Origin of the sequence: Hanamia caeni (assembly GCF_003721595.1) — a bacterium.
Lineage (GTDB): Bacteria > Bacteroidota > Bacteroidia > Chitinophagales > Chitinophagaceae > Ginsengibacter > Ginsengibacter caeni.
Window position 1 is genome coordinate 345,948 of record NZ_RJJR01000002.1, and the last position, 23,527, is coordinate 369,474.

The window sequence follows — 23,527 nt, forward strand, 5'->3', positions numbered from 1 at the left end:
ATTAGAAGTTGTTATTCATTTTTATCTTGTTGCCAGGTCATTCCATCTTAATTCATTTTTAAAATCACGGATATTTGTTTGTTCACTGATGAGCAAACATTCTATCCCCGCCATATCCGCAAAATCTTCCAAATGTTCCGCAGTAAGATTTTGGCTAAAGCAGGTATGATGCGCGCCACCAGCGAGTATCCACGCAGCACAACCCGTTGCCATATCCGGCTTCGGTTTCCATAAAACCCTTGCGACGGGCAATTTTGGCAAATCGTGAACCGGAGTGACAGCTTCTACTTCATTCACCAATAAACGAAAACGATTTCCCATATCAACCACGGAAGCATTCAACGCCTCGCCACCGCTGACATTAAAAACCAAACGCACAGGGTCTGCTTTTCCTCCAATTCCCAAAGGATGAATTTCGCAGGAAGGCTTTCCATCTGCAATAGAAGGGCAAATTTCCAGCATGTGAGAACCGAGCACCATCTCATTATCAGGATTAAAATGATAAGTGTAATCTTCCATAAAAGAGTTACCGCCTTTCAATCCGCTGCCCATTACTTTCATTGCCCGAACGAGCGCAGCCGTTTTCCAATCGCCTTCTGCGCCAAAACCATAACCAGCCGCCATTAAGCGCTGTGTGCCAATTCCTGGCAATTGCGTCATGCCATGAAGGTCCTCAAACGTGTCGGTAAATCCTTTGAAATTCCCCTGTTCCAAAAAATATTTCAGTCCCAGTTCAATGCGCGCTGCATCTAACAAAGATTGATGTTTCTCATTGCCTTTGTTCAGGCTATCATGCAGTTGGTAACTATCCTGGTATTCCTGAATTAATTTGTCGGTATCCGCGTCAGTTACTTCATTTATTACTTTTACCAAATCGCCAATGCCATGCGTATTTACAGAATAACCAAATTTCATTTCAGCTTCCACTTTATCGCCATCAGTCACCGCTACAAAACGCATGTTATCGCCAAAGCGAACAAATCTTGCACCTTGCCAATCGTTCCAGCCGGCTGCAGCACGGGCCCAAACATTAATGCTCTCCAGCACTTTTGCATCCTGCCAAAAACCTACGATTACTTTTCTTCTTAAGCGCATACGGCTCATGATAAAACCAAATTCCCTGTCGCCGTGGGCGCTTTGATTAAGGTTCATAAAATCCATATCAATATCATTCCATGGAATGTCGCTGTTAAATTGCGTATGCAAATGGCACAATGGTTTTTGCAAAATTTTCAATCCGCCAATCCACATCTTTGCCGGAGAAAAAGTATGCATCCATGCAATGATGCCAATACAGTTTTTTGTGGTGTTGGCTTCGGAGCAAATGTTATAAATTTCTTCAGGCGATTTTACAGTCGGCTTAAAAACGATGGTCACCGGAATCCGCGAATCAGCATTCAGAAATTGTGCGATAATTTGCGAATGTTCCGCCACTTTCTTCAGGGTTTCTTCTCCATATAAATGCTGGCTGCCGGTAACGAACCACACTTCAAAGTTCTTCAGATTGGTCATTTTAAATTTTTTATCTTTTTTGGTTTAAAAATTATTCGTTGGATACTAATTGAATGTCTTTTATTTTTTCGGGAAACCACAGCATCATTTCACCTTTGCCCCTGTTGGCCCATGCGTAATAAGGGATAGCGGTAAATTTTTGTTTTTGGGTTTGAATGCTTTCGCCATTTTTGCTGACAATTACAGCCGGCACTTCAGCATGGATGGTTTCTATCCCATTTAAAAGTGTTGGATTAAATTCAGACTGAAACATTGTTCCGGCAGGCAATACAATGTTAGCCGCTTTTCCATTATTATCAGCCCATTCTGCGCAATACATGATGGGGCCACGTTGCAAAGCCACTTTTCCAATGTCATTTTTTACGTTTGCATTGGCAGTTACTTTTCTCACTTCCATGGGCAATTTTACTTCAACAACATCATTTTTTTTCCACTTCCTGTTGATGACCGCATAGCCATTTTTAATTTCATAAGGCGTTTCTTTTCCGTTGACAATGAGGATTGGTTGTTTGTCAGAATTATTTTTGAAGGAATACAAGTCTGAAGGAATCGCCTCATTTTGCGCCCAGCCTGGAATTCGTACCAGCAGTGGAAAAGAAAAAGATTTTTTTGGATGGATAATGAACTTCAAATCACCATCCCACGGATAATTGTTTTGCTGTATGATGGCCACTTCCTGGTTTTGAACCTTCAGCGAAACGCTGCTGCTGATAAAAAGATTGATATAAACCTTGTCTTCGTTTTGCGCATAAATATAACCGGGAACGGAAGGTAAAAGCCTGACCAAATTCGTCGGGCAGCAGGAACAGGGAAACCATCCCGACCGCTCTGGTTCCAAATCCGGATGTGTAAAGCTATTCGTCACCTGCATGGCGTTGGTGTAGAAAAAACTTTTTCCATCAAGGCCAATTCCTGAAATCAACCCGTTATATAAAATCTTTTCCAGCACATCAATGTATTTTGAATCACCATGCAGCAGGAACATTCTTTCATTCCAAAAAACATTGGCAATTGCTGCGCAGGTTTCATTGTAAGCAGTGGTATTGGGCAATTCATAATTTGCTCCATATCGTTCGCCATCGCCCACCGCTCCGGCTCCGCCCTGCACATATATTTTTTTTGAAACCAAATTATTCCAAATGGTGTCAACCGCCTGCAGCATTTTTTGGTCGCCGGTCAATGCGGCTACATCTGCCATCGCAGAATATAAATAGCCTGCACGAACGGCGTGGCCTTCCGCTTCTGTTTGGTCAACAACCGGTTTATCATCCTGCCAATACATTCCGTTCTTCCATTCGTCTTTGCTCTTTGAATCATATCCTTTGAAATGGCCTCTTTGTTCAACAAAAAACTTAGCTGTGTTCAGGTATTTTTCATTCCCGGTAATGCGGTATAATTTTACCAAACCCATTTCTACCACTTCATGGCCTGGAGCCACATGTTTTTTATCCGGGCCAAAAACAGAGCAAACCAGGTCAGCGTTTTTCAACGCAATATTTAATAATGTCTTTTTGCCAGTTGCCAAATAATGCGCTGCTGCAGACTCATACAAATGACCGGCATTGTATAATTCATGGCTGAGCTCTCTTTCTTTTTCCCAACGAACTTTTCCAACCCACGGACCAACGTCATTGGGATTGATGGTTCTGGCAGTGTATAAATATCCGTCGGGCTCCTGTGCCGCGCCAATGATTTTGATTAATGAATCCACATATTTGTCCAACGTAGGATTAGGAAATAAACTCAAAGAATAAGAAGCGCCCTCGATGGTTTTATAAATATCCGTATCATCAAAAGGATATATCGTACAAAATTTTCCTGTGTGTTCGGCGGCCATCACAAAGTTTTTCACGCGGCCTGTTTTTTCGCATCGTTCGAAAGAGGCAGGAATAGTAACGGTTTCATTTATTTTCAGCCGTGGCAACCAGAAATTATCCGAAAGCTTTACCTTGTTGAACGCCACTGCCCGGAAAGGATAATCTTTCTTTTGCGCACTTGTATGCAAGGCGCCAAAAAGAATCAACGGCAGAAGAAACTTTTTCATTTCTAAAAATTTATTCCGGTGTAATACGCAACAGCAACGCATCATGCGCATCAATCGTTTGTTGAAATTTATTTTTAAAAACACCCAATTCTTTTCGTTTCCACAAATCCCTTAAACCTGCTTTTTTAAAAGAACCAATATCTTTAAATGAGAAAGAAATGCTTTGCGCTTTATCAGCTAAATTAAAAATGCCAATATTTATTTGTTTACTGTCTAACACATGCGAAATCCATATCGCCTTTGTACTATCCTGGTAAATACATTGCGGATGTTCCGAATTTTGATCAACAGAAATTACTTCCTCATTCATTAAAAGACTATCATCAAAAGGCCGGTTTTCGGGAAGATTTCCGCCTATCATTAGTGGCGATTGATAGATACACCAAAAGCTAAAATGGGTTCGCAATTCGTTATCGGTAAAGCGGCTGTACCTTTCGGGCCCAACCGGGCCGCGCTTGGATAATTTTCCAATCTGCAACATATCACAATCAGGCCAATGGCCCGGCCCGCCTGTGCCCTGCCATTGTTTGGCATAATTCATCATCGCCAATATTTCTTTCCAGTTGTCCCAAAAATCATCGGCCATGCGCCACATATTTGTATGCGCCATCACGTGCGTGGAATCTTTCAGAGGCGTAGCGCCAGGTGAAATGCTTAACACAATTGGCCTCCCGCAATTTTCAATGGCTTTTTTATAACCTTCAATTTCAGCTTTATGGTATGGCCTTGAAATATCATCCACCTTAATAAAATCAACACCCCACGAAGCATATAATTGTAACAAAGAATTTAAATATTCCTGCGCTCCTTTTTTGTTCATATCGAGGCCATACATGTGATTGAGCCAGCTACAGGTTGAGGAAGTGTCTGCGATTTCATCCGCGGTAATTCCGTCGGTTCCCAACACTTTTGTTTTTGCCCAAACCGCCTGGCGCGGGATGCCACGCATCACATGGATACCAAATTTTAATCCCAGCGAATGAACATAATCGGAAAGCGGTTTAAAACCTTTTCCCTGGAAGCTGGAAGGAAATTTATCCGGCTGAGGAAGGAGTCTTCCGTATTCATCCATTTTCAACCATGGAATATAAGAACCATCGTAAAGCCGCTTCTGTTCTGGGTTCCCGATTTTGCTGTAGGAAGGATTATCGTAAGCCCATAAAAAATCGACGACAATGTATTGCCAGCCATAAGGCTTTAAATTCTTCGCCATGTAATCCGCATTCGCTTTCACTTCATCTTCATGAACAGCCGAGCCAAAACAGTTATAGCTATTCCAGCCCATTGGTGGCGTTATTGCCACGTTTTGTGCATGAATTATTGAAGTAAAAACTCCAAGCAATATCGTGAAGAAGAATTTCATTTATTGCTGGCCATAATAACTTCCGGTGCCATGTTTTCTTTCATAATGTTTTTTGATTAATGCATCTTTAAGCCGTGCTGCATCAGCGTTTATGGATAATGTGAAGTGAGCCATTTTTGCCACATTTTCCAAAACAGCACTGTTGTAAACCGCTTTGGCAGCGGTTTTGCCCCAGGTAAATGGCGCATGGTTACTTACCAAAATCATTTCCACCTCTTCATAGCTTAAATTATTTTCTTTGAACCAATTCAGGATTTGAAAGCCGGTTTGGTATTCATAATTTCCCTGTATCATTTCATCACTCATCGGCGGCGCACAGGGAATGTCAACCGTATTATGATCCGCGTGTGTGGTTCCAAAAATGGGAATACTTTTTTGTGCCTGTGCCCACGAAGTGGCGTACACAGAGTGCGTGTGCGCCACACCATTAATGTTTTCCCAGTGCTTGTATAAAACGGCATGAGTTTTTGTATCGGAGGATGGCCTTAAATTTCCTTCAACAATGTTGGATTCAAAATCTACAATCACCATTTTTTCGGGAGTCAATTCTTCATAAGGCACACCGCTTGGCTTGATCGCAAACACGCCAAGTGCCCTGTCGGCGGCGCTTACATTTCCAAAAGTGAATAACACCAATCCTAATTTTGGCAATTGCATATTGGCCTCATAAGCTTCCTGCTGAATGTGTTCGTATTTTTTTTGAGCCACTTTTATTTGGTTTGTTGTTCAATGAATTTTCCTAACTGCTGATATTTCTCATATCGCTTTTTATAGATTGCTACTTTGTTTTTATCAGGAAAATATTCTTTATCAAAGCCACGTCCCATTGCCTTCATTGCGTCTTCTACCTTATCATAAATTCCTGCTGCGGTGGCTGCAAACATGGCCGCCCCCGCTGCGCACGTTTGTTCTGACCGGTGAATTTTTATGGGCATATCCATTACGTCCGCCATGGTTTGCATGATGTAGGAAGATTTTTTTGCAACGCCACCAATGCCTATCAAACCTTTTACTTGTATGCCTTGCTGATTAAATCTTTCAACAATAGCTTTGGCGCCAAAACAAGTTCCTTCCACCAGCGCTTTAAAAAATCGCGGCGCATCCGTTCCCAGTGTTAACCCGGTAACGGCAGCCTTTAGCAATTGGTCGGCATCGGGTGTTCTCCGCCCATTTAACCAATCCACAGACAATTCATCATTTTCACCCAAAGGCAATTTTTGAGCTTCTTCTGAAAGCCGTGCAATTATTTTATGTGTGGCTTCATCAATCAGCTCATTAATCTTTTCTTCCTCTGATATTTTCGATTGTCGCATTAGCTCAAATGGCCACGACAAAAGGTTCTTAAACCATGCATAGGTGTCGCCAAAAGCGGACTGCCCTGCCTCCATTCCAATCATTCCCGGAATAACAGAACCAGGCACCTGTCCACAAATTCCACTCACTAAAGTTTCGTTCACTTCCTCAGCGGGCGCCACCAACATATCGCAGGTGGATGTTCCCATTACTTTACTTAAATAGTAAGGTTCAATTTGTCCGCCTACTGCGCCCATGTGGGCATCCATTGCGCCAACGCCAATAATTACATTTGTTGATAGACCTAATTTTTCTGCCCATTCTTCTGATAAAGTTCCAGCGGGTTTATCGGCAGTATAAGTTTTTGTAAATAATCTGGATGTAAAATTTTCCAGTAAGGGGTCCACAGTTTTAAAAAATTCATCCGGTGGAAATCCGCCAAATTCCTCTGCCCATAAGGCTTTATGGCCTGCAGAACAAACGCCGCGTTTCATATCTTTTACATCTGTTCCGCCCGTCAGCAGAAAAGGAATCCAGTCGCAATGCTCTACCCATGAATAGCACGCCGCTCTTACCGATTCATCTTCGCGCAGTAAACGAAGTAGTTTTGCCCAAAACCATTCTGAGGAATAAATTCCGCCGACAAACTGCAAATAATTAATTCCAAATTCTTTTGCCTTTTCATTTATTTCCGCCGCTTCTGCAGTTGCCGTATGGTCTTTCCAAAGGACAAACATCGCATTCGGATTGTTTTCAAAAGAAGTGAGCAAAGCCAGCGGGGTTCCTGTTTTATCTACCGCTACAGGTGTGGAACCCGTGGTATCTACAGAAATAGCCACTATTTTTTCTGCTACTTCTTTTCCGGCTTTTTCCACGCAGTCTTTTATAGTTTTTTCCAATCCTTCTATATAATCCAAAGGATGCTGGCGGAATTGATTTTTCGAAGGGTCGCAATACAATCCCTGCTTCCAGCGCGGATAAGCAAATACCGAAGAAGCAATTTCTTCACCATTCATTGCGTTCACAATCACGGAGCGAACTGAATCAGTTCCGTAATCAACGCCAATTACAAATTTCTGTTCCATTAATTTTTAAAAAATTTTAAATATCAATCATTTCAATTCCAGTACTACTACAGATTTCGGAGGAAGGGTTACCACCAATTCGTCTTTATCTTTTTTAGCGCCTGAGAATGCAGCAACTTTAATTTTGTCCGGATTTTCAAATGTATTAACATCATTAAATTTATCAGAAGTCAAAACCTTGCCGGTCACATTTTTCCAACTGCTTCCTTCAAAAGTGGTGCGGATAGTAATAGTTTTTAAAGGGTCAATATTTACCAAAGAAATATGAATAGCCCCGGTAGAATCTTTTGAGGCCGACGCATTTACAGCAGGAATATAATCATTCCCGGAAACATAATCCGGTGAAACTAACCTGATGGGCAACAAGGTGGCGTCCTGGTGAACCTTATACATTCCAAAAACGAAATAAGTGGGCGTAAGCACCATTTGAGCACCTTTGGTTAAAACTAATGCCTGCAACACATTTACGGTTTGGGCAAGATTGGCCATCTTCACCCTGTCGCTGTGGTTGTTAAAAATATTTAAAGTAGAAGCCGCAGCCAGCGCATCTCTCAGGCTGTTTTGTTGATACAAAAAAGCAGGATTAGTTCCCGGTTCTGCATCAGTCCAAACGCCCCATTCATCCACAGCCAGTGCCACTTTATTCTTTGGATCATATTTATCCATTACGGCCACCTGGTTATTGATAACATTATCCATGTGGAGCGCATTTTTCATGGTACTAAAGTATTGGTTTTCGTCAAAATCAGTGGCAGAGCCTTTAGCCCCCCAATTGCCCGTCGGTATGGTATAATAATGTAGCGACACGCCCCACATGAGGTTGTGAGGAATATTTTTCATCATTACCTCCATCCAATGTGCATCATCACCATTTGGGCCGCTTGCGATTTTTTTCAATGGCGCCCCGGGATAGCTATGGCAAAAAGTGGCGTATCTCCGATACATATCTGTGTATTGCTCTGGCGTCATATTGCCGCCGCAGCCCCAGCTTTCATTTCCAACGCCCCAATAAGGAACATACCATGGCTTTTCACGGCCATTTTCTTTCCGCATTTTAGTGACAGAACTTTCTAATGGAGAATTTACATATTCTATCCATTCAGCCATTTCTTTTACTGTTCCGCTGCCCATGTTACCGGCTATATAAGCCTGGCAGCCGATAAGGTCACAGAGTTGCATAAATTCATGGGTACCAAATTCATTATTTTCACTAACACCTCCCCAACTCATGTTGACCGTTTCCGGCCTTTTATTCATTGGCCCGATGCCGTCCATCCAATGATACTGATCGGCGAAACAACCACCTGGCCAGCGCATCAGCGGAACTTTAATATCTTTTAAAGCTTTGACAATATCCAGCCTGATGCCGTCTTTATTCGGAATTTTTGAATCTTTTCCCACCCAAAAGCCATCGTAAATATCACGGCCGAGATGCTCAGAAAACATCCCATAAATATCTTTGGAAATGATCTCCTTTCCTGCATTTACGTTTACATTCAGGGTTGCCGTGGGCTGGGAAAAAGCCATCGGAGAAAAAAGAATCATTCCGACAGACATCATGAAGAGCTTGATACGCATAAAGAATTTGTTTATTTAGATTATTAATTTCAAATCAAAAAACTTCTAAGAATTTTGTAATCTCATCCCGCCTTACCTGGCTCGTTTCTTCTTCACTTAAGGCATTTGCAACTGAAATAAAATTCGCAACGACGCTATTATTGTCAAACATACGTTTTTTAATCAATTGAATAAAAAAAAATTCCGGAAGATCATTCCGGATTTTGTAATAAGGCAAAATAGAAATCTGCCGTATAAGTTCGTCTACTTTGTTTTTTGCGAAATCGTTTTTGCAAATGTTTGTGGATCTGCCGATGTATAATCTTCAATAAAGGAAATTATGTTTTTATAATTTTTAAATTCTTCCTGCGGATGCATGGTAGTAATCACCACACAACTCATACCGGCATTCTCAGCGGCTTCCACGCCCTTTGGTGCGTCTTCAAATACGACACAATTTTCCGGGCGAACATGCAAAAGTTCGGCACACTTTGTAAAAGTCTCGGGGTCAGGCTTGCTTTTTATCACATCGTCAGCACTAACGATTGCTTTAAAATAATGGCGGATGTTCAGGCCGTCCAAAACAAAATCTATATTAATGGGGATGGCTGCAGTGCCTACTGCCATTGAAATTCTGCTGGCTTCGGTCTTTTTAAGAAATTGATCCAGTCCCTTGATGAGTGAAAGATGTGGCCTGAAAGCTTCCTGGTATCTTCTTTCCTTTTCAATTGATATTTGCTGTTCTTTTTCCGGCGAAAAATAATTTTTTCCAAAAACCCTGTCGAGCAGCTCCACATTTTTTCCATACATTTCTGCCCTCACCTGGTCTAAAGTTAGCGCCGCGTCCAGGTCAATATTCAATATATCAGACCACGCCTTTGCATGATATTCCATATCATCAATCATCGTTCCGTTCAGGTCAAAAATAAAAGCGTAATCAGCCATCTAATCATTCACTTTTATTTTATAAACAGTTTCCTGGTGAAATTTTTCGCCCGGGTTTAAAGTGGCGGAAGGAAAACCCGGCTTATTCGGAGAATCAGGAAAATGCTGCGTTTCAAGGCATAATGCGGAATGCTGTGTGATCGGATTGCCGTAGCGATTAGTGAATTTTCCGTCTAAAAAATTGCCTGTATAAAATTGTATTCCTGGCTGCGTAGTATACACTTCCATAGTGCGGCCGCTGATAGAATCTGACACCTCAGCCACCTTTTGAAGAGAAGTAGAATCTTTCCTGTTTAATACATAATTAATATCATAACCGCCTTTAACCGAATCAATCGAAACGCCGATTTTTTTGGCTGAAGTAAAATCAAACGGAGTTCCTTTCACATCAAGTATTTCGCCGGTCGGAATTAATGTGCTGTCAACGGGCGTGTATTTGTCTGCATCAATCCACAAAGTTTCATTAAGGATGGAATTGGTTACACGACCCGACAAATTAAAATAACTATGATTAGTAAGATTAATCGGCGTTGGCTTATCAGTTTCAGCATTGTATTCAATTTTCAATTCATGATCATCAGTAAGCGTATATTTTACCATCACTTTCAGATTCCCCGGAAAACCTTCCTCTCCATCTTTGCTTACATAATTTAATTCGATCGAAGGGACGCTGTCTGAAGGAATTGTTGCATCCCACACTACTTTATCAAATCCTTTCAATCCGCCGTGCAAAGTATTTTTTCCATCATTGGGATTTAGCTTGTACTCGTTGTTGTTAAGCGTAAATTGTGCGCCTCCGATCCTGTTCGCATAACGGCCAATCAATGCGCCAAAATAAGGCGGCTTTTGCAAGTAGGTTTTCAAACTATCGAAACCGATGATAATGCTTGAGTGATTTCCGTTTTTATCAGGCACCACAAATGAAGTAATTGTTCCGCCATAATTAGTAATCGTCACAGTATCTCCCTTATGATTTACCAAAGTGAAAAGCTCCACTTTTTTGCCATCAAATTCGCCCCAGGAAGTTTTGGTTACTCCCGCTTTTATATCAGAACTTTTATTACTACCAGAATTATTGCAGGAGGCTACGACAAAAGATAGAATTCCTGCAACCAGGAAAATGCTTGTAATCTTCATGATTTCTTTTTAATTTTTTTTTGAAAAATATCAGGGTGATGCAAGGTTTTTATCCGTCAAATGTAAAGCAATTTAGAAAAGATTTCTATTTATAAATGCCGGTATGATTTTCGTTTCTTTCAGACAGCGTAAAAATATTTAGCAGCAGGCCAACAAATTCGCATGATTTTTATTTTATTGCTTGCGCTCTTTTTGGTCTCATATTGTTAAATAATTTGATGGCTATCTTAAATTCGCAGTAAAAAAAAATAACAATGGCAACATCAAAAGCAGCAGATTTTCTTCAGGAACTAAATCGTGAATATTCTGCAACAAAAGCTTGCCTTGAAAGAATTCCGGAAACCTTATTTGAATACAAGCCTCATCCAAAATCAATGAACATGGGCTACCTGGCTTTGCTGGTGGCCGAAATTCCTTTATGGATTGTTCACATGGTGACTGATGGCGAAATAGATTTCGCTACTTTCAAACATGCTTCTCCAAAAAACAATGAAGAACTGGTGGAGCACTTCGAAGAAAATATGACAGCAGCGAGGAAAGTGCTGGAAAATGCCACGGATGAAGATCTGCAAGGAGATTTTACGCTGAAAGCAAATGGCCAGGTTTTATATAGTTCAAAAAAAATAACTGATATCGGCGTAACCCTTAACCATTGGGTTCATCATCGCGGGCAGCTTACCGTTTATATGCGATTGAATGATATTCCTGTGCCTTCTATTTATGGCCCTTCAGCTGATGATAAGAATTTTTTGATTCCAAATAAATGATTATTCCAAAAGAGGGCATCTTTTCAAAAAGGTATCCCCTTGAGCGCAAACTAACGGTAACGCATAAACGTTTTTAACTCTCACATTAAAAAACCTTCTGTTATTTTTTCCAGATATTTTTTACCGCTACTACATTGCTATCCTGCACATGCAGGCCATACATGGTTTCAAGCGTTTTCAGCACATTATAGTGATTGATCTTTTCAGAATATTTTCCGGGTTTTACATTGGCACCTGCGAATAAAGTGAGAATACGATTTTGCGCAGTAAACTGGTCTTCGTCATACGTAAGAATTAAAAGGCTGTTATGGTTTTTTGCCCATTCCACATAAGCGCTGAGATTTTGTTTCAACCAGTTGTCGCCTCTTACGATACATGCTGAATCTCCCGGTGCGCCTATGTTATGCATATCATGGTCCATGTCGGGAATTACAAAAGAGACAGTAGGGAGATCATCAAAATTTTTGGGAAAAGCAGTCATCGGTTGACTCAACGAATCAGGTATGTTATTTTTTTTATGGCCCTGCCAGTTTACCCACGGGCAATGTTTTCTTCCATATAAACTCTGGCCTGTCAGCTCGCCTTTTCCATAGCCACATTCAAGATACCCGGCAGAAGGCATTGTTTGCGCATATCCTTTAAAGGTATATCCGTTTTGAAGCAAAGCCGCTCCTAAATTAGGCGTAGTATAAGGAGTTGAATCTTTCAGGCATTGATCGCCATTAATGCCCTGCGTTGTTCCCGAATAAAATGCCAGGTAATTAGGTTGGCTCGGATGCGTCACTCCATGCGCATCGGTAAACACGGCACTTTCAGCCACTAATTTATTTATATAAGCCGCGCTGTCTGATCCGACTATCTGATCATACCCGTGATTTTCTTCTATTACGATCACGACATGATCAGGCACTTTTATACCGTCTCTTTCGGTAACTTTTTGAGGGTCCTGCCTGCAGGAAGTTGCCAGGGCTACAATGGCCACACCAAACAACAGAAAAGAAAACTTCTTCATAAATATTTTTTGTTTTTTGGAACAAAAAGTTCGTGATGAGTTCACATTTTTAATCTTGTGCCTTTATAAAACCGTCTGCCGGCCAAAGGAAAATCAAGCAACTGCTAAGTTAATTTTTTATCTTAAAAATATAACCGAAATAAATTGGTGGAATTGCTGAAAATAAAAATTCCGAAAATTTATTGCTTCACTGTGTTTGACGATTCACCATTCACCATTTATGATTAAATCACCATCAAATCCACAAATTCATTTACCGGCATATCTACTAATTTGGTGTAATCTAAGGTAGCGTCTAAAATAACTTTCTGCTGTTTTTCAGGAAATTTCCTGGCGAGATTAATACTAAATTTTTCGAGCAACAAAGGTATTCCCGCTTCCCGCCTGCGTTTGTGGCCGATGGGATATTCGACTACTACTTCCGGCAAAATCCTTCCATCGTTTAATTCTACTGTCAACGCATTGGCGATGGAGCGTTTTTCGGGGGCGTGATAATCCAGGGTAAATTGTTTGTCTTCTATGCAAATCATTTTATCGCGCAGCACATCAATCCGCTCATCGGCCGCGATATTGTTTTCATAATCTGCAGCCGTTAATCTTCCATAAATCAAAGGAACGGCAATCATATATTGAATGCAATGGTCCCTGTCGGCGGGATTGTTCAACGGGCCTTTTTTGTCGATGATGCGAATGGCGGCCTCATGTGTGCGGATGGTTATTTTCTTAATATCGTCAACGGTTTTATTTAAATCTGCGAGCGTTCCATGCAAAGCCATAGCCGCTTCCACGGCGGTTTGTGAGTGAAATTCTGCCGGGAAAGAAATTTTAAACAAAACATTTTCCATCACGTAAGAACCATAATCGCGCTGAAATTTAAATTCATTTCCGCGGAACGACACATCATAAAAGCCCCAGGTTTTCGCAGTCAGTACAGAAGGATAGCCCATTTCGCCGGTCTTTGCCATCAACGCTAAACGAACGGCGCGCGAAGTGGCATCACCGGCCGCCCACGATTTCCTGCTACCTGTGTTGGGCGAATGACGATAAGTTCTTAAAGATTGCCCATCCACAAAAGCCAGGGAAACCGCATTGATTAATTCATCACGGCTGAGCCCGATTAATTTTCCAACGACAGCAGTAGAAGCCACTTTCACCAAAATAACATGGTCTAAACCGACTTTATTAAATGAATTTTCCAAAGCAAGCACGCCCTGGATTTCATGCGCTTTTATCATCGCTTCCAACACTTGTTTCATTTTTAACGGCGGCTTTCCGTTGGCAAGGGCAGTCCTCGAAAGCCAGTCAGTGGTTGCGAGAATTCCGCCGAGATTATCAGAGGGATGTCCCCATTCTGCGGCCAGCCAGGTATCATTAAAATCAAGCCAGCGGATAATTGCACCGATATTAAAAGAAGCCTGCACGGGGTCTAACTGGAATTGTGTTCCCGGAACTTTAGCGCCGTGCGGAACCGTTGTTCCCGGTACGATTGGCCCTAATAATTTGGTACATGCCGGATAGGTCAGCGCTTCAAATCCGCAGCCCAATGTATCCAATAAACAATAGTGCGCCGTCTTCCAGGCAAGGTCAGTTTTGATTTCATAGTTCAACACATAATCCACGATATCGGTTAAAACTTTATCAGGTTGTGGTCTTTCATTTGAGATAGGTGATGACATTTCTACTTAAATTATTGGTTTGGATATTAATTGCTGAATATTATTAATTGATTTGTGTTTAAGTTCAGTTACCGGCAAAGATAGTTTGGTTATATGGCGTTTTATTTCTGGCTTTTGGACATCCGAAGTGCAAGTAATTCAGTCGTGTTTAGCAGTTTTTTAAAGTTGTGTTTTTTAAGCCCGTTGTAGAGAGCTTTGTCACCTGTCCACAATGTAGCTTTCAAAAATTTTGTCAACGCTACAAAATCAATATCATCAATGTCTATCTCTTTTGTAACTTCTTCCGAAGCCAGCCATGTTTCAGCAGGGATGATTTCTTCGTTTATAAATTTTAATTTTGAAAGAATCTGCATGTAAGAGACCTGCAATTGTTCTTCTGATAATTTTGAAATTTTTTTAAGTCGTTCCCAATGCTTTTGAATTTCATAACCCATATAACTGCAACTATAAAATTCAAAATGCTTGTCCGAGTTAAACAAAAGGTCGCCGATTGTATGGTTGGAGTTTAATAGTGTACTGAAAATTATATTTGTGTCAACTACGATTTTCATTTAACAAGCCGGCTTCTGTTTTTTTTCCACCAACCTTGTTTAACTTCTGTTGCTAATGCGTCAACATCGGACTGTTTGGCTTTTGATTTCGCAGTAGCTTCTTTATATGTCAGATAGTCTACCAAACGTTGAAGCCCCTCCGTGTCAACATAAGAGGGAAGCCTGATAATAACTTCTTTGTTTGTTCTTTCTATTTCCATTTACTGAATTTTCTATCCCGAAGTTAAGGAATTATTTGTGCGTGTTAATACTGATTGAAAAGCCAAAGCCCGAGGTAAATATAAAAAAAGGGGATATTTGTTCTTCTGCTGAAAGCCTTAGTAATTGGAACGATAACTTATTGATAAAAAATTTTCAGTCAAAAGTCATTTCCTGAATTTTCTCATCCTTTCCAAATGGTTTAGGAAAAAAAGTAATTTCTATAATTATTCTTTCCCATTTTCAGCTGTTTATCTTTTTTCAATCGAAACAAATTCTCTGTTCTCAGGGCCGGTATAATTAGCGCTCGGGCGGATGATTTTTCCATCTTCTCTTTGTTCTATCACGTGCGCGCTCCATCCGGTAACTCTTGACACGACAAACAGCGGCGTAAACATTAATGTAGGCACACCCATCAGATGATAGGAAACTGCCGAAAACCAATCGAGGTTAGGGAACATTTTTTTCTCATTCCACATCACACTTTCCAGCCGTTCGGCAATGTTATACAATTGCATATCGCCTGCTTCTTCTGAAAGCTGTTTCGCTACTTTTTTTATCACCACATTACGCGGGTCAGAAATGGTATAAACCGGGTGGCCAAATCCAATAATCACTTCTTTCTTCTCCAACCGTTTACGGATATCTTCTTCTGCTTCTTCAGGAGAATTGTACCTGCTCTGAATATCGTAAGCTACTTCATTTGCCCCGCCATGCTTTGGTCCGCGTAATGCACCAATGGCACCAGTTATAGCCGAATACATATCAGAACCGGTTCCGGCAATAACCCTCGCTGTAAACGTAGAGGCATTGAATTCATGCTCCGCATATAGGTTCAATGAAATCTGCATGGCTTTTATCCACGATTCAGAAGGTTTGTTTCCATGCAAAAGATGTAAAAAATGACCGCCAATTGTTTCATCGTCGGTCTCTACTTCAATCTCTTTTTCGTTGTGCGAATAGTGATACCAATATAATAATGCAGAACTGAATGATGCCAGCAATTTATCAGCAATGTCTCTTGCTCCGGAAATGTTATGGTCCTCTTTTTCCGGTTCTACACAACCAAGCGCTGAAACATAAGTCCGCAAAACATCCATTGGATGCGCCGTAGCAGGAATCTGTTGTAAAATGTTTTTTACCGGCTTCGATAATCCGCGCAAAGATTTTAATCTGGTTTTATAATTTGCCAATTCAAGTTGCGTCGGCAAAGCGCCATAAATAAGCAAATAAGCCACTTCTTCAAACTCAGCTTTTTCTGCCAGGTCGAGAATATTGTAACCGCGATAATGTAAATCGTTTCCGCTTTTGCCCACAGTGCATAAAGCAGTGTTGCCCGCTACTACGCCTGAAAGCGCTACACTTTTCTTCGGCTTGAATGCCGGGGTTTCTGTATTATCAGCCATTTTTATTTTCTTTAAAAAGTTTATCTAATTTTTGTTCGTAATCGTGGTAGCCAATGGTTTGATACAATTCTTCCCTGGTTTGCATCGTGTGCAGCACATTCTTTTGCGTGCCTTCCTTACGAATATGCCGGTATACATTTTCTGCCGCCTTGTTGGCCGCGCGAAAAGCAGAAAGCGGATATAAAATTAACCCGACACCAGCATCGCGCAATTCATCCACTGTGTACATGGGTATCATTCCAAACTCTGTAATATTGGCCAGCACAGGGATTCCTGTGGCATCCACAAATTTCTTGTAATAAGATAAATCAGGAATGGCTTCTGCAAAAATGAAATCGGCTCCTGCCTCTTTATAGGCCACAGCTCTTTCCAATGTTTTTTCCAAACCTTCATTTGCAAAAGCATCGGTTCTCGCGCCAATTACAAAATGTTCATCGGTTCTTGCATCCACAGCCGCTTTCAGCCGGTCGGCCATTTCTTCTTTGCTCACTATTTCTTTTCCGGGGCGATGGCCACATCGTTTTGCGCCTACCTGGTCTTCGATGTGAAGCGCTGCTGCGCCTGCTTTTATCAATGATTTTACGGTTCGCGCCACGTTAAAAGCGGAAGGGCCGAAACCGGTATCCACATCTACCATCAAAGGTAAATTGGTAACGTTGGTGATGCGATTGATATCAATCAGCACATCTTCCAAAGTAGTAATTCCCAAATCAGGAATGCCCAGCGAGCCCGCAGCCACACCGCCGCCCGAAAGATAAATGGCATTGAATCCTGCCTGCCCGGCTAATAATGCATGTTGCGCATTCACAGCGCCTACGATTTGCAGCGGCTGTTCCTTTTTCATTGCCTCACGGAAACGAAGCCCCTGTGAACTTGAAATATTTGAACTTTTCATAGGGTACGAAAGTACACCGATTATATGAATAGAATTTGCAGCTTCAGCCTAAGACTATATTCCTATTGTCATGTTAAGGCAGATAAAAGAAAGGAACAAAAATCAAAGGCCGCCCTTTTCCGGGCAGCCTTTAAATTTGATAGCATATTAACTTTTACTATCTTTTATTAACCAAAAATATCAATATGAAAAATCAATCATTATACCTTCGGGGATACACTGAAAGAATTCTATCAGGCTCGTGCGCTTATGCGATGTGTAAGCATTTTTGAAAACATAACGGACCAGAATTCTGCTTTGGCGCGCAATAGTTCAAGTTCTCTTTTTGAAGTGTTTAAACCTTTCGCAAAAATGATGGAAGCAGTTTCATGTGAATTATTAAATTCAAACCGAAGCTCTAATACAACGCTTTTTAAATACTCGCTGAGGGTATTAAAGTTTTTACGCCTCAAAAGCCCTTCGTTGCTGAACACCTGGCAATGATGTACTTCTTCCAATGATATAATGGTGCTGTGATAATGATGTGCCTTTTGTTCCACCACAAGAATTTTGCGGTGTATACCATCTATTCCTATGATAATATTTGCCAAAAGCTCCTGGCTGCAAAAAGTGAGGCCGTTGCTCGCGCCTTCTTTACTTAACCGTAAACATAATTTATCTTTTTTTCTTTTTGAGATAAAAGAAATTAAACGCAAAGTAGCTGCGAACATGATTAACGCAATGAGAAGAACGTAAGAAATTGTTACCATAGGAGAATGAATTTAAATATTGAAATCATCGTTCTACATATGGTATAACGATTCAAAATATGATTAATTGTGTTGCAGTCATTTTTTTTTTAAAATTTCATCTGAACCAGTTTTATGGACAGTGAAGTCACAATTAAGCTGAATTTTTATTTTGCGTATTGCCTGAAGTATAAAGAAGTGCAGGAAAGGTAGGTTGGACAGGCACTTAACCGCTATTTGAGATGGCACATTTCACCACTAAGATTGTCCTGCCTGACCATTTTCGGCTATGGTATGTGAACTTACCTTTGCATTCTAAAGATGTAAAAGATGAAATACAGAACACTAGGAAAAACAGAAGAGCATTTATCCGCCATAGGATTGGGCTGTATGGGCATGAGCCATGCGTACGGCATTCGTGATGACGAGGAAAGCATAGCTACCTTGCATAAGGCATTGGATTTAGGTATTAATTTTTGGGACACCGCAGACATGTACGCCTTTGGAGAAAATGAAAAATTGATTTCAAAGGTTTTATCGCCCAACCGGAACAAAGTTTTCATTGCTACTAAATTTGGTTTCCGCCAAAGAGAAGGGAGTGCAGGTTTCGGTGGCACGCCAGGAACTTATTTTGATGGCTCGCCGGCTTATGCAAAAAAAGCGGTGGAGAAAAGCCTGAAACGATTGAAAATAGAGACCATTGATTTATATTATTCGCATCGTGTAGATCCGCAGGTGCCTGTTGAAGAAACAGTTGGCGCTATGGCAGACCTCGTAAAGGAAGGAAAGATTCGTTATATAGGATTATCTGAGGCTTCTGCTGAGTCGCTGCGCCGTGCGTCTAAAGTCCATCCCATTGCGGCATTGCAAAGTGAATATTCGCTATTGAGCCGCGATGTGGAAGGAGAAATTTTGGATACGTGTCGTGAATTGGGCATTTCATTGGTTCCCTATAGTCCTTTGGCAAGGGGCATTATTACGGCTACACTTAATGGAAATAATTCGTTGACAAAAGATGACTGGAGAAGAAGCGTACCGCGTTTTGATGACGCACATTGGGAAAACAATCGGAAATTGGTAGATGAATTTGCTGCCATTGCTAAAGAAAAAAATTGTACACCGGCTCAACTGGCTTTAGCCTGGGTATTGGCACAAGGGGAAGATATCATCCCTATTCCCGGAACGAAAAAGCGAAAATATCTCGAAGAAAATGCTAAAGCAGTGGATATTATTTTAGATAAAAATGATTTTGAATCCATAGAAATGATTTTAAAAAAATATCCGAATGTAGGTCAACGTATCAGCGATGCTAACATGAAACTGGTAAATAAATAAAACGGATGTATTTATAAATCAGATGCAATTCTTCAAAGAAATGAGATGGCGCAAACACTGAAGAAAACTGCAAAATCTTACGTTGAATTGCCGGTAGCAGAGTTTTTTTCTAATTTAAAGAAGCGCTGGCTGCTAATGGTAAGCGTGGTACAAAAGAAAAAATAATTTTTTAAAATTTAAACTTATTGAATAAAGTTAATAGCAATCATTCGGTTTATGTACTTGTTCACGGAGCCTGGCATGGTGGCTGGTGCTGGAAAAAAGTTAAGGCGTTATTGGAACCCAAAGGACATATGGTTTATACACCTACACTTACAGGACTTGGGGAGCGATCGCACTTGCTTACACCAAAGATTGATTTAAGTACGCATATTGAAGATATAGTTTCAATGCTTGAATACGAAGATTTATACAATGTAATATTGGTCGGACATAGTTACGCTGGGATGGTTATTTCCGGCGTAGCAGAAAAAGTAGCCAATAGAATTTCGCGACTTGTGTATCTGGATGCCTTTTTGCCGGAGGATAAAAAATCCATAGTGGATTATCTCGTCATACCGTCACTAAATACAATAGTATCTTCAAAAGGCGATGGGTGGAGAATTCCATTTCTCGGAACACTTGAAGACCTTGGTGTAAGGGATAGAAAAGATATTGATTGGGTAAAAGTCCGGGTTGGCGATCAGCCATACAAGACCTTTACTGAAACAATAGATCTCACCCAACGAGGAAGTAATATTCCAGGAACATTCATTCAACTTTCCCGTTTTCCCTGGTTTGTTGATGCCGGTGAAAGGGCAAAGCGCATGGGCTTTAACTATTACCAGATGCTGTCCGGTGGACATAACGCGATGATAAGCGCTCCGAACGAAACAGCGTTGTCGATTTTGCAAATTCCGTAGTAGTAATAGATTCAGTTAAGAAAATAAAAATAAGTTATTGTGTATGTCCTGTTTTAAATAGTTCAGTCATTATTAAGGTGTAACAATTTTAATAATTAAAAAACGATAAAATGAAACAGAGAATTGATTTATTAGAAAAAGGACAAAAAGTAATCAAAGCATTAGGTGGCCTGAGTGTATATCTCGCTAAATCATCGTTGGAACCGCAACTGATTAATTTAATTGATTTCAGGGTATCACAAATAAATGGTTGTGCTTATTGCCTTGACATGCATTCAAAAGATTTGCGCGCAGCAGGGGAAACTGAACAACGTTTATATACAATCGCTGCGTGGCGTGAAGCGCCTTTTTATTCAGAGCGCGAGCGCGCTGCACTGGCGTGGGCAGAAGCCGTAACAAAGCTTAAAGACGGCGATGTGCCGGATGAAATTTATGAAGAAGCCCGCCATCAGTTTTCCGAAGAAGAATTGATAGACTTAACTGTAGCGGTTACTACCATCAATACTTACAATCGTATTAATATTGCATTCAAAACCCCGGCGGGAGATTATCAGCCAGGGCAATGGGAAGTGCATGCAAATTAATTCTGCGCTAATGGCTATTGAATGATACAGGAAAATGATAAAGAAAAAATACCTTGTCTGCCGGGCAGTTAAGTGCGAGGGGCAGGCAAGGTTTTTGACCTTTATCCCAATTAAAAACAACAAAAATCAAAACAGATCAACATGAAAGAATTCGTTTTATTATTCAGGCGGCCGCAACTAAAGGAACCTGAAATGGATTCAGAAAAAATAAAAGCGTATCGTAAAAAATGGGATGATTGGCTTAGCGGATTCCCCGAGGACGTAAAGTTATCGAGCACTGGTCTTGCGCTTTCTGAAGACGGTAAAATTTTGAAACCCGGCGGGGTAATAACTGATGGTCCTTTTGTTGAATTAAAAGAAAAACTAGGCGGCCTTGCTGTAATAAAGACGGAGACTTTAGACGAGGCAATTACTCTGGCACATGGTTGTCCCGTGCTGGAGATAGGAGGCAGCGTAGAGATAAGAGAGGCTTTTTTGGCGAAAGAACCTGGGACGAGCCGGTAGCTACGCTATTAAAAAATAAGTTTCCTTTTTAAAAAATGGGTGAAGAAACAGAATTAATTCCCGATTTATTCCGAAAGGAATTTGCAAAAATGGTTGCGGTCATAAGTAAGCTCTATGGGCTGCAATACATTGAGACCGCTGAAGATATTGTAAGTGAAACCTTTTTAACTGCTACTGAGAACTGGACAAAAAAGGGCGTTCCACCAAACCCAACCGCATGGCTATACACAGTGGCCAAACAAAAAACCTTATATCATTTCAGGCGTAAAAAAATCTTTGACGAAAAAATAGTTCCTCAAATAAAAGTATCAGCAGACACCATTGTAGAAACCAAAGAGATGGATTTTTCAACAAAAAATATTAAAGACAGCCAGTTGGAAATGATGTTTGCTATTTGTGATCCTGTAATTGCAAGTGAAGCCCAGATAGCCCTTGCCCTGCGCGTACTCTGCGGTTTTGGAATAGAAGAAATAGCAGAAGCTTTTTTTAGCAATAAGGAAACCATCAATAAAAGATTATTCAGGGCAAAAGAAAAATTAAGAGCAGAAAAGGTCCAATTAGAAATGCCGCCTGAAAATGAAATCGAAGCCCGGCTTGACAATGTTTTGCACATCATTTATTTGCTCTTTAATGAAGGATATTATTCTGCCACTCAAAATCAACTATTGCGAAAAGATTTTTGCATGGAAGCGCTGAGGCTGGGTTTGATGCTTACAGAATACAGCAAGACCAGTTTGCCAAAAACAAATGCGCTGGTTGCGTTGATGAGTTTTCATGCTTCAAGGCTGGATGCCCGGCAAAACGACAAAATCGATTTTATTTTATACGACGAGCAGGACGAAAATCTTTGGGATCAGAATTTAATAGAACAAGGTATTCACTTTTTAAATTTATCTGCGCAGGGAAACAAACTGAGCTCTTATCATTTGGAGGCTGGTATTGCTTTTTTGAATTGTCAAAAAGATGATACTAAAGAAAAACGGGAAAGCATTTTACATCATTACAATTTATTATTGGAAATAAATTATTCGCCCGGCGTGGCTTTAAACAGGCTTTATGCTTTGTATAAAGCGCGGGGAAAGGAAGTCGCGTTGGCAGAGGCTGCAAAAATAAATCTGCCCCACAATCATTTTTATTTTACGCTGCTTGGCGAATTATATGCAGGAAGTAACAATGAAAAGGCAAAAGCCTATTTTGAAAGAGCGCTTTCATTAGCAAAAACAGAAACTGAAAGACAAATTATAAGCCTAAAAATGAAATCTTTAAGGGTTTAGAATGTTTTTAGTTTTTTTAATTCTTTTTATTTTCACCTTAAAGTGGCCTCGACAGGAATCGAACCTGTATCTGGAGCTTCGGAAACTCTTATACTATCCATTGTACTACGAGGCCGGTAATGTCAGATTGGCTATTGCCCGAAGGCTGCAATATTACTTCCAAATATTTTAACAGCAATGGCTATTAATATCACTCCAAAAAATTTTCTTATCACTGAAAGCCCGCTTGGTCCTAAAGCCCTTTCCACCCAGTTTAGCGATTTCAAAACAATAAAAATTACAATGCAGTTGATAAGTATACCTAGCAAAATATTGATATCATGATAACCCGCTTTTAAAGACATGATAGTGGTGAGCGTTCCCGAGCCGGCGATTAGGGGAAAAGCGATAGGAACCATGCTGCCGCTTTTCGGATTTTTTTCCTGTTTAAAAAAATCAACTCCTAAAATCATTTCCAGCCCGATGATAAATATTACAATACTTCCGGCAACTGCAAAAGAATGAACATCCAGGCCTAAAAGTTTTAGGAATTGTTCGCCCAAAAACAGAAACAGTATCATCAGCGTTCCCGAAGCAATGGTGGCCTGGAACGAACGAATCTGGCCGCCCATCTTATCTTTTAATGAAATCAATACCGGTATTGAACCTAATATGTCTATTACCGCAAATAAGGTGAAGCTTATCGTTAGTAATTCACTTTTAGAAATATTGGCAATGCTCGGCATTCTTTTTTTTTCAAATGTAGCAAAGATGATGCAG

At 40.6% G+C, this 23,527-nt stretch carries 22 protein-coding genes and 1 tRNA gene; 6 read left to right on the forward strand and 17 right to left on the reverse strand.

Translation table 11 applies throughout. From position 1 onward, the window contains the following. Positions 1-21: 21 nt before the first annotated feature. The 8 genes from araA to EFY79_RS04740 form a co-directional block, all read right to left on the reverse strand. Positions 22-1,512: an L-arabinose isomerase gene (gene araA, locus EFY79_RS04700; protein WP_123119526.1), complete on the reverse strand. Its 1,491-nt coding sequence runs from the start codon at positions 1,510-1,512 to the stop codon at positions 22-24. Positions 1,513-1,543: 31 nt separating this feature from the next. After that, positions 1,544-3,556, reverse strand: coding sequence for a glycoside hydrolase family 127 protein (locus tag EFY79_RS04705; RefSeq protein ID WP_123119527.1), 2,013 nt, complete (start codon positions 3,554-3,556; stop codon positions 1,544-1,546). Positions 3,557-3,566: 10 nt separating this feature from the next. Then, positions 3,567-4,919 carry a glycoside hydrolase family 27 protein gene (locus EFY79_RS04710; protein ID WP_123119528.1) on the reverse strand — a complete coding sequence of 451 codons (1,353 nt, stop codon included), beginning with the start codon at positions 4,917-4,919 and terminating at the stop codon, positions 3,567-3,569. Continuing rightward, positions 4,920-5,627 (reverse strand): L-ribulose-5-phosphate 4-epimerase, encoded by a 708-nt coding sequence (locus EFY79_RS04715; protein WP_123119529.1) that lies wholly within the window; start codon positions 5,625-5,627, stop codon positions 4,920-4,922. Positions 5,628-5,629: 2 nt separating this feature from the next. Further along, a complete protein-coding gene (locus EFY79_RS04720) occupies positions 5,630-7,297 on the reverse strand; it encodes a ribulokinase (protein WP_123119530.1) in 1,668 nt (555 codons plus the stop codon). A 27-nt stretch (positions 7,298-7,324) separates the two neighbouring features. After that, the gene (locus tag EFY79_RS04725) at positions 7,325-8,875 is read right to left on the reverse strand and encodes an alpha-N-arabinofuranosidase (protein ID WP_123119531.1); all 1,551 of its coding nucleotides are present in this window, start codon (positions 8,873-8,875) and stop codon (positions 7,325-7,327) included. A 243-nt stretch (positions 8,876-9,118) separates the two neighbouring features. Beyond that, the gene (locus EFY79_RS04735) at positions 9,119-9,799 is read right to left on the reverse strand and encodes an HAD family hydrolase (protein ID WP_123119533.1); all 681 of its coding nucleotides are present in this window, start codon (positions 9,797-9,799) and stop codon (positions 9,119-9,121) included. Next, positions 9,800-10,936, reverse strand: coding sequence for an aldose epimerase family protein (locus EFY79_RS04740; protein ID WP_123119534.1), 1,137 nt, complete (start codon positions 10,934-10,936; stop codon positions 9,800-9,802). Between the two features lie 254 nt (positions 10,937-11,190). On the opposite strand from EFY79_RS04740, the gene EFY79_RS04745 reads away from it, so the two are divergent. Then, a complete protein-coding gene (locus tag EFY79_RS04745) occupies positions 11,191-11,703 on the forward strand; it encodes a DinB family protein (protein ID WP_123119535.1) in 513 nt (170 codons plus the stop codon). Between the two features lie 100 nt (positions 11,704-11,803). Here the strand turns inward: EFY79_RS04745 and EFY79_RS04750 are convergent, their stop codons facing one another. From EFY79_RS04750 to EFY79_RS04780, 7 genes are all read right to left on the reverse strand, one after another. Further along, positions 11,804-12,715 carry an alkaline phosphatase family protein gene (locus EFY79_RS04750; protein ID WP_123119536.1) on the reverse strand — a complete coding sequence of 304 codons (912 nt, stop codon included), beginning with the start codon at positions 12,713-12,715 and terminating at the stop codon, positions 11,804-11,806. Between the two features lie 224 nt (positions 12,716-12,939). After that, positions 12,940-14,391 (reverse strand): bifunctional 2-methylcitrate dehydratase/aconitate hydratase, encoded by a 1,452-nt coding sequence (locus tag EFY79_RS04755; protein ID WP_123119537.1) that lies wholly within the window; start codon positions 14,389-14,391, stop codon positions 12,940-12,942. Between the two features lie 101 nt (positions 14,392-14,492). Beyond that, positions 14,493-14,942 (reverse strand): PIN domain-containing protein, encoded by a 450-nt coding sequence (locus tag EFY79_RS04760; RefSeq protein WP_123119538.1) that lies wholly within the window; start codon positions 14,940-14,942, stop codon positions 14,493-14,495. Further along, on the reverse strand, positions 14,939-15,142 hold the full coding sequence (locus EFY79_RS04765; protein WP_123119539.1) for a hypothetical protein: 204 nt from the start codon (positions 15,140-15,142) through the stop codon (positions 14,939-14,941). Before EFY79_RS04765 ends, EFY79_RS04760 begins: the two co-directional genes overlap by 4 nt. 249 nt (positions 15,143-15,391) lie before the next feature. Next, positions 15,392-16,546, reverse strand: coding sequence for a bifunctional 2-methylcitrate synthase/citrate synthase (gene prpC / locus EFY79_RS04770; RefSeq protein ID WP_123119540.1), 1,155 nt, complete (start codon positions 16,544-16,546; stop codon positions 15,392-15,394). Next, positions 16,539-17,441, reverse strand: coding sequence for a methylisocitrate lyase (gene prpB, locus EFY79_RS04775; protein ID WP_123119541.1), 903 nt, complete (start codon positions 17,439-17,441; stop codon positions 16,539-16,541). The genes prpC and prpB overlap by 8 nt, the downstream gene beginning before the upstream one ends. Positions 17,442-17,674: 233 nt before the next feature. Continuing rightward, positions 17,675-18,190: a hypothetical protein gene (locus tag EFY79_RS04780; protein WP_123119542.1), complete on the reverse strand. Its 516-nt coding sequence runs from the start codon at positions 18,188-18,190 to the stop codon at positions 17,675-17,677. A 309-nt stretch (positions 18,191-18,499) separates the two neighbouring features. Here EFY79_RS04780 and EFY79_RS04785 point away from each other — a divergent pair, with 309 nt between their 5' ends. The 5 genes from EFY79_RS04785 (at position 18,500) to EFY79_RS04805 (ending at position 22,768) form a co-directional block, all read left to right on the forward strand. Then, the gene (locus tag EFY79_RS04785; protein WP_123119543.1) at positions 18,500-19,504 is read left to right on the forward strand and encodes an aldo/keto reductase; all 1,005 of its coding nucleotides are present in this window, start codon (positions 18,500-18,502) and stop codon (positions 19,502-19,504) included. A gap of 185 nt (positions 19,505-19,689) precedes the next feature. After that, positions 19,690-20,406 (forward strand): alpha/beta fold hydrolase, encoded by a 717-nt coding sequence (locus EFY79_RS04790; RefSeq protein WP_123119544.1) that lies wholly within the window; start codon positions 19,690-19,692, stop codon positions 20,404-20,406. A 110-nt stretch (positions 20,407-20,516) separates the two neighbouring features. After that, positions 20,517-20,990, forward strand: coding sequence for a carboxymuconolactone decarboxylase family protein (locus tag EFY79_RS04795; RefSeq protein WP_123119545.1), 474 nt, complete (start codon positions 20,517-20,519; stop codon positions 20,988-20,990). Positions 20,991-21,131: 141 nt separating this feature from the next. Then, complete coding sequence (locus EFY79_RS04800) at positions 21,132-21,494, forward strand: YciI family protein (protein ID WP_123119546.1); 363 nt, start codon at positions 21,132-21,134, stop codon at positions 21,492-21,494. Positions 21,495-21,529: 35 nt separating this feature from the next. Beyond that, entirely contained in the window at positions 21,530-22,768 is a 1,239-nt protein-coding gene (locus tag EFY79_RS04805; RefSeq protein WP_123119547.1) for an RNA polymerase sigma factor, read from the forward strand. A 43-nt stretch (positions 22,769-22,811) separates the two neighbouring features. Here the strand turns inward: EFY79_RS04805 and EFY79_RS04810 are convergent. Continuing rightward, positions 22,812-22,883: transfer RNA gene (locus tag EFY79_RS04810), tRNA-Arg, on the reverse strand. A gap of 16 nt (positions 22,884-22,899) precedes the next feature. Continuing rightward, positions 22,900-23,493 (reverse strand): MarC family protein, encoded by a 594-nt coding sequence (locus EFY79_RS04815; RefSeq protein ID WP_123119548.1) that lies wholly within the window; start codon positions 23,491-23,493, stop codon positions 22,900-22,902. Between the last annotated feature and the right edge of the window lie 34 nt (positions 23,494-23,527).

What these genes read in the sequence shown, in the direction of transcription:
- EFY79_RS04740 (WP_123119534.1), bottom strand. Translation starts at nt 10,936, where the DNA reads ATGAAGATTACAAGCATTTTCCTGGTTGCAGGAATTCTATCTTTTGTC.
- EFY79_RS04795 (WP_123119545.1), top strand. Translation starts at nt 20,517, where the DNA reads ATGAAACAGAGAATTGATTTATTAGAAAAAGGACAAAAAGTAATCAAA.
- EFY79_RS04755 (WP_123119537.1), bottom strand. Translation starts at nt 14,391, where the DNA reads ATGTCATCACCTATCTCAAATGAAAGACCACAACCTGATAAAGTTTTA.
- EFY79_RS04805 (WP_123119547.1), top strand. Translation starts at nt 21,530, where the DNA reads ATGGGTGAAGAAACAGAATTAATTCCCGATTTATTCCGAAAGGAATTT.
- EFY79_RS04785 (WP_123119543.1), top strand. Translation starts at nt 18,500, where the DNA reads ATGAAATACAGAACACTAGGAAAAACAGAAGAGCATTTATCCGCCATA.
- EFY79_RS04705 (WP_123119527.1), bottom strand. Translation starts at nt 3,556, where the DNA reads ATGAAAAAGTTTCTTCTGCCGTTGATTCTTTTTGGCGCCTTGCATACA.
- EFY79_RS04760 (WP_123119538.1), bottom strand. Translation starts at nt 14,942, where the DNA reads ATGAAAATCGTAGTTGACACAAATATAATTTTCAGTACACTATTAAAC.
- EFY79_RS04780 (WP_123119542.1), bottom strand. Translation starts at nt 18,190, where the DNA reads ATGGTAACAATTTCTTACGTTCTTCTCATTGCGTTAATCATGTTCGCA.
- EFY79_RS04745 (WP_123119535.1), top strand. Translation starts at nt 11,191, where the DNA reads ATGGCAACATCAAAAGCAGCAGATTTTCTTCAGGAACTAAATCGTGAA.
- prpB (WP_123119541.1), bottom strand. Translation starts at nt 17,441, where the DNA reads ATGAAAAGTTCAAATATTTCAAGTTCACAGGGGCTTCGTTTCCGTGAG.
- EFY79_RS04735 (WP_123119533.1), bottom strand. Translation starts at nt 9,799, where the DNA reads ATGGCTGATTACGCTTTTATTTTTGACCTGAACGGAACGATGATTGAT.
- EFY79_RS04800 (WP_123119546.1), top strand. Translation starts at nt 21,132, where the DNA reads ATGAAAGAATTCGTTTTATTATTCAGGCGGCCGCAACTAAAGGAACCT.
- araA (WP_123119526.1), bottom strand. Translation starts at nt 1,512, where the DNA reads ATGACCAATCTGAAGAACTTTGAAGTGTGGTTCGTTACCGGCAGCCAG.
- EFY79_RS04815 (WP_123119548.1), bottom strand. Translation starts at nt 23,493, where the DNA reads ATGCCGAGCATTGCCAATATTTCTAAAAGTGAATTACTAACGATAAGC.
- EFY79_RS04765 (WP_123119539.1), bottom strand. Translation starts at nt 15,142, where the DNA reads ATGGAAATAGAAAGAACAAACAAAGAAGTTATTATCAGGCTTCCCTCT.
- EFY79_RS04710 (WP_123119528.1), bottom strand. Translation starts at nt 4,919, where the DNA reads ATGAAATTCTTCTTCACGATATTGCTTGGAGTTTTTACTTCAATAATT.
- EFY79_RS04720 (WP_123119530.1), bottom strand. Translation starts at nt 7,297, where the DNA reads ATGGAACAGAAATTTGTAATTGGCGTTGATTACGGAACTGATTCAGTT.
- prpC (WP_123119540.1), bottom strand. Translation starts at nt 16,546, where the DNA reads ATGGCTGATAATACAGAAACCCCGGCATTCAAGCCGAAGAAAAGTGTA.
- EFY79_RS04750 (WP_123119536.1), bottom strand. Translation starts at nt 12,715, where the DNA reads ATGAAGAAGTTTTCTTTTCTGTTGTTTGGTGTGGCCATTGTAGCCCTG.
- EFY79_RS04725 (WP_123119531.1), bottom strand. Translation starts at nt 8,875, where the DNA reads ATGCGTATCAAGCTCTTCATGATGTCTGTCGGAATGATTCTTTTTTCT.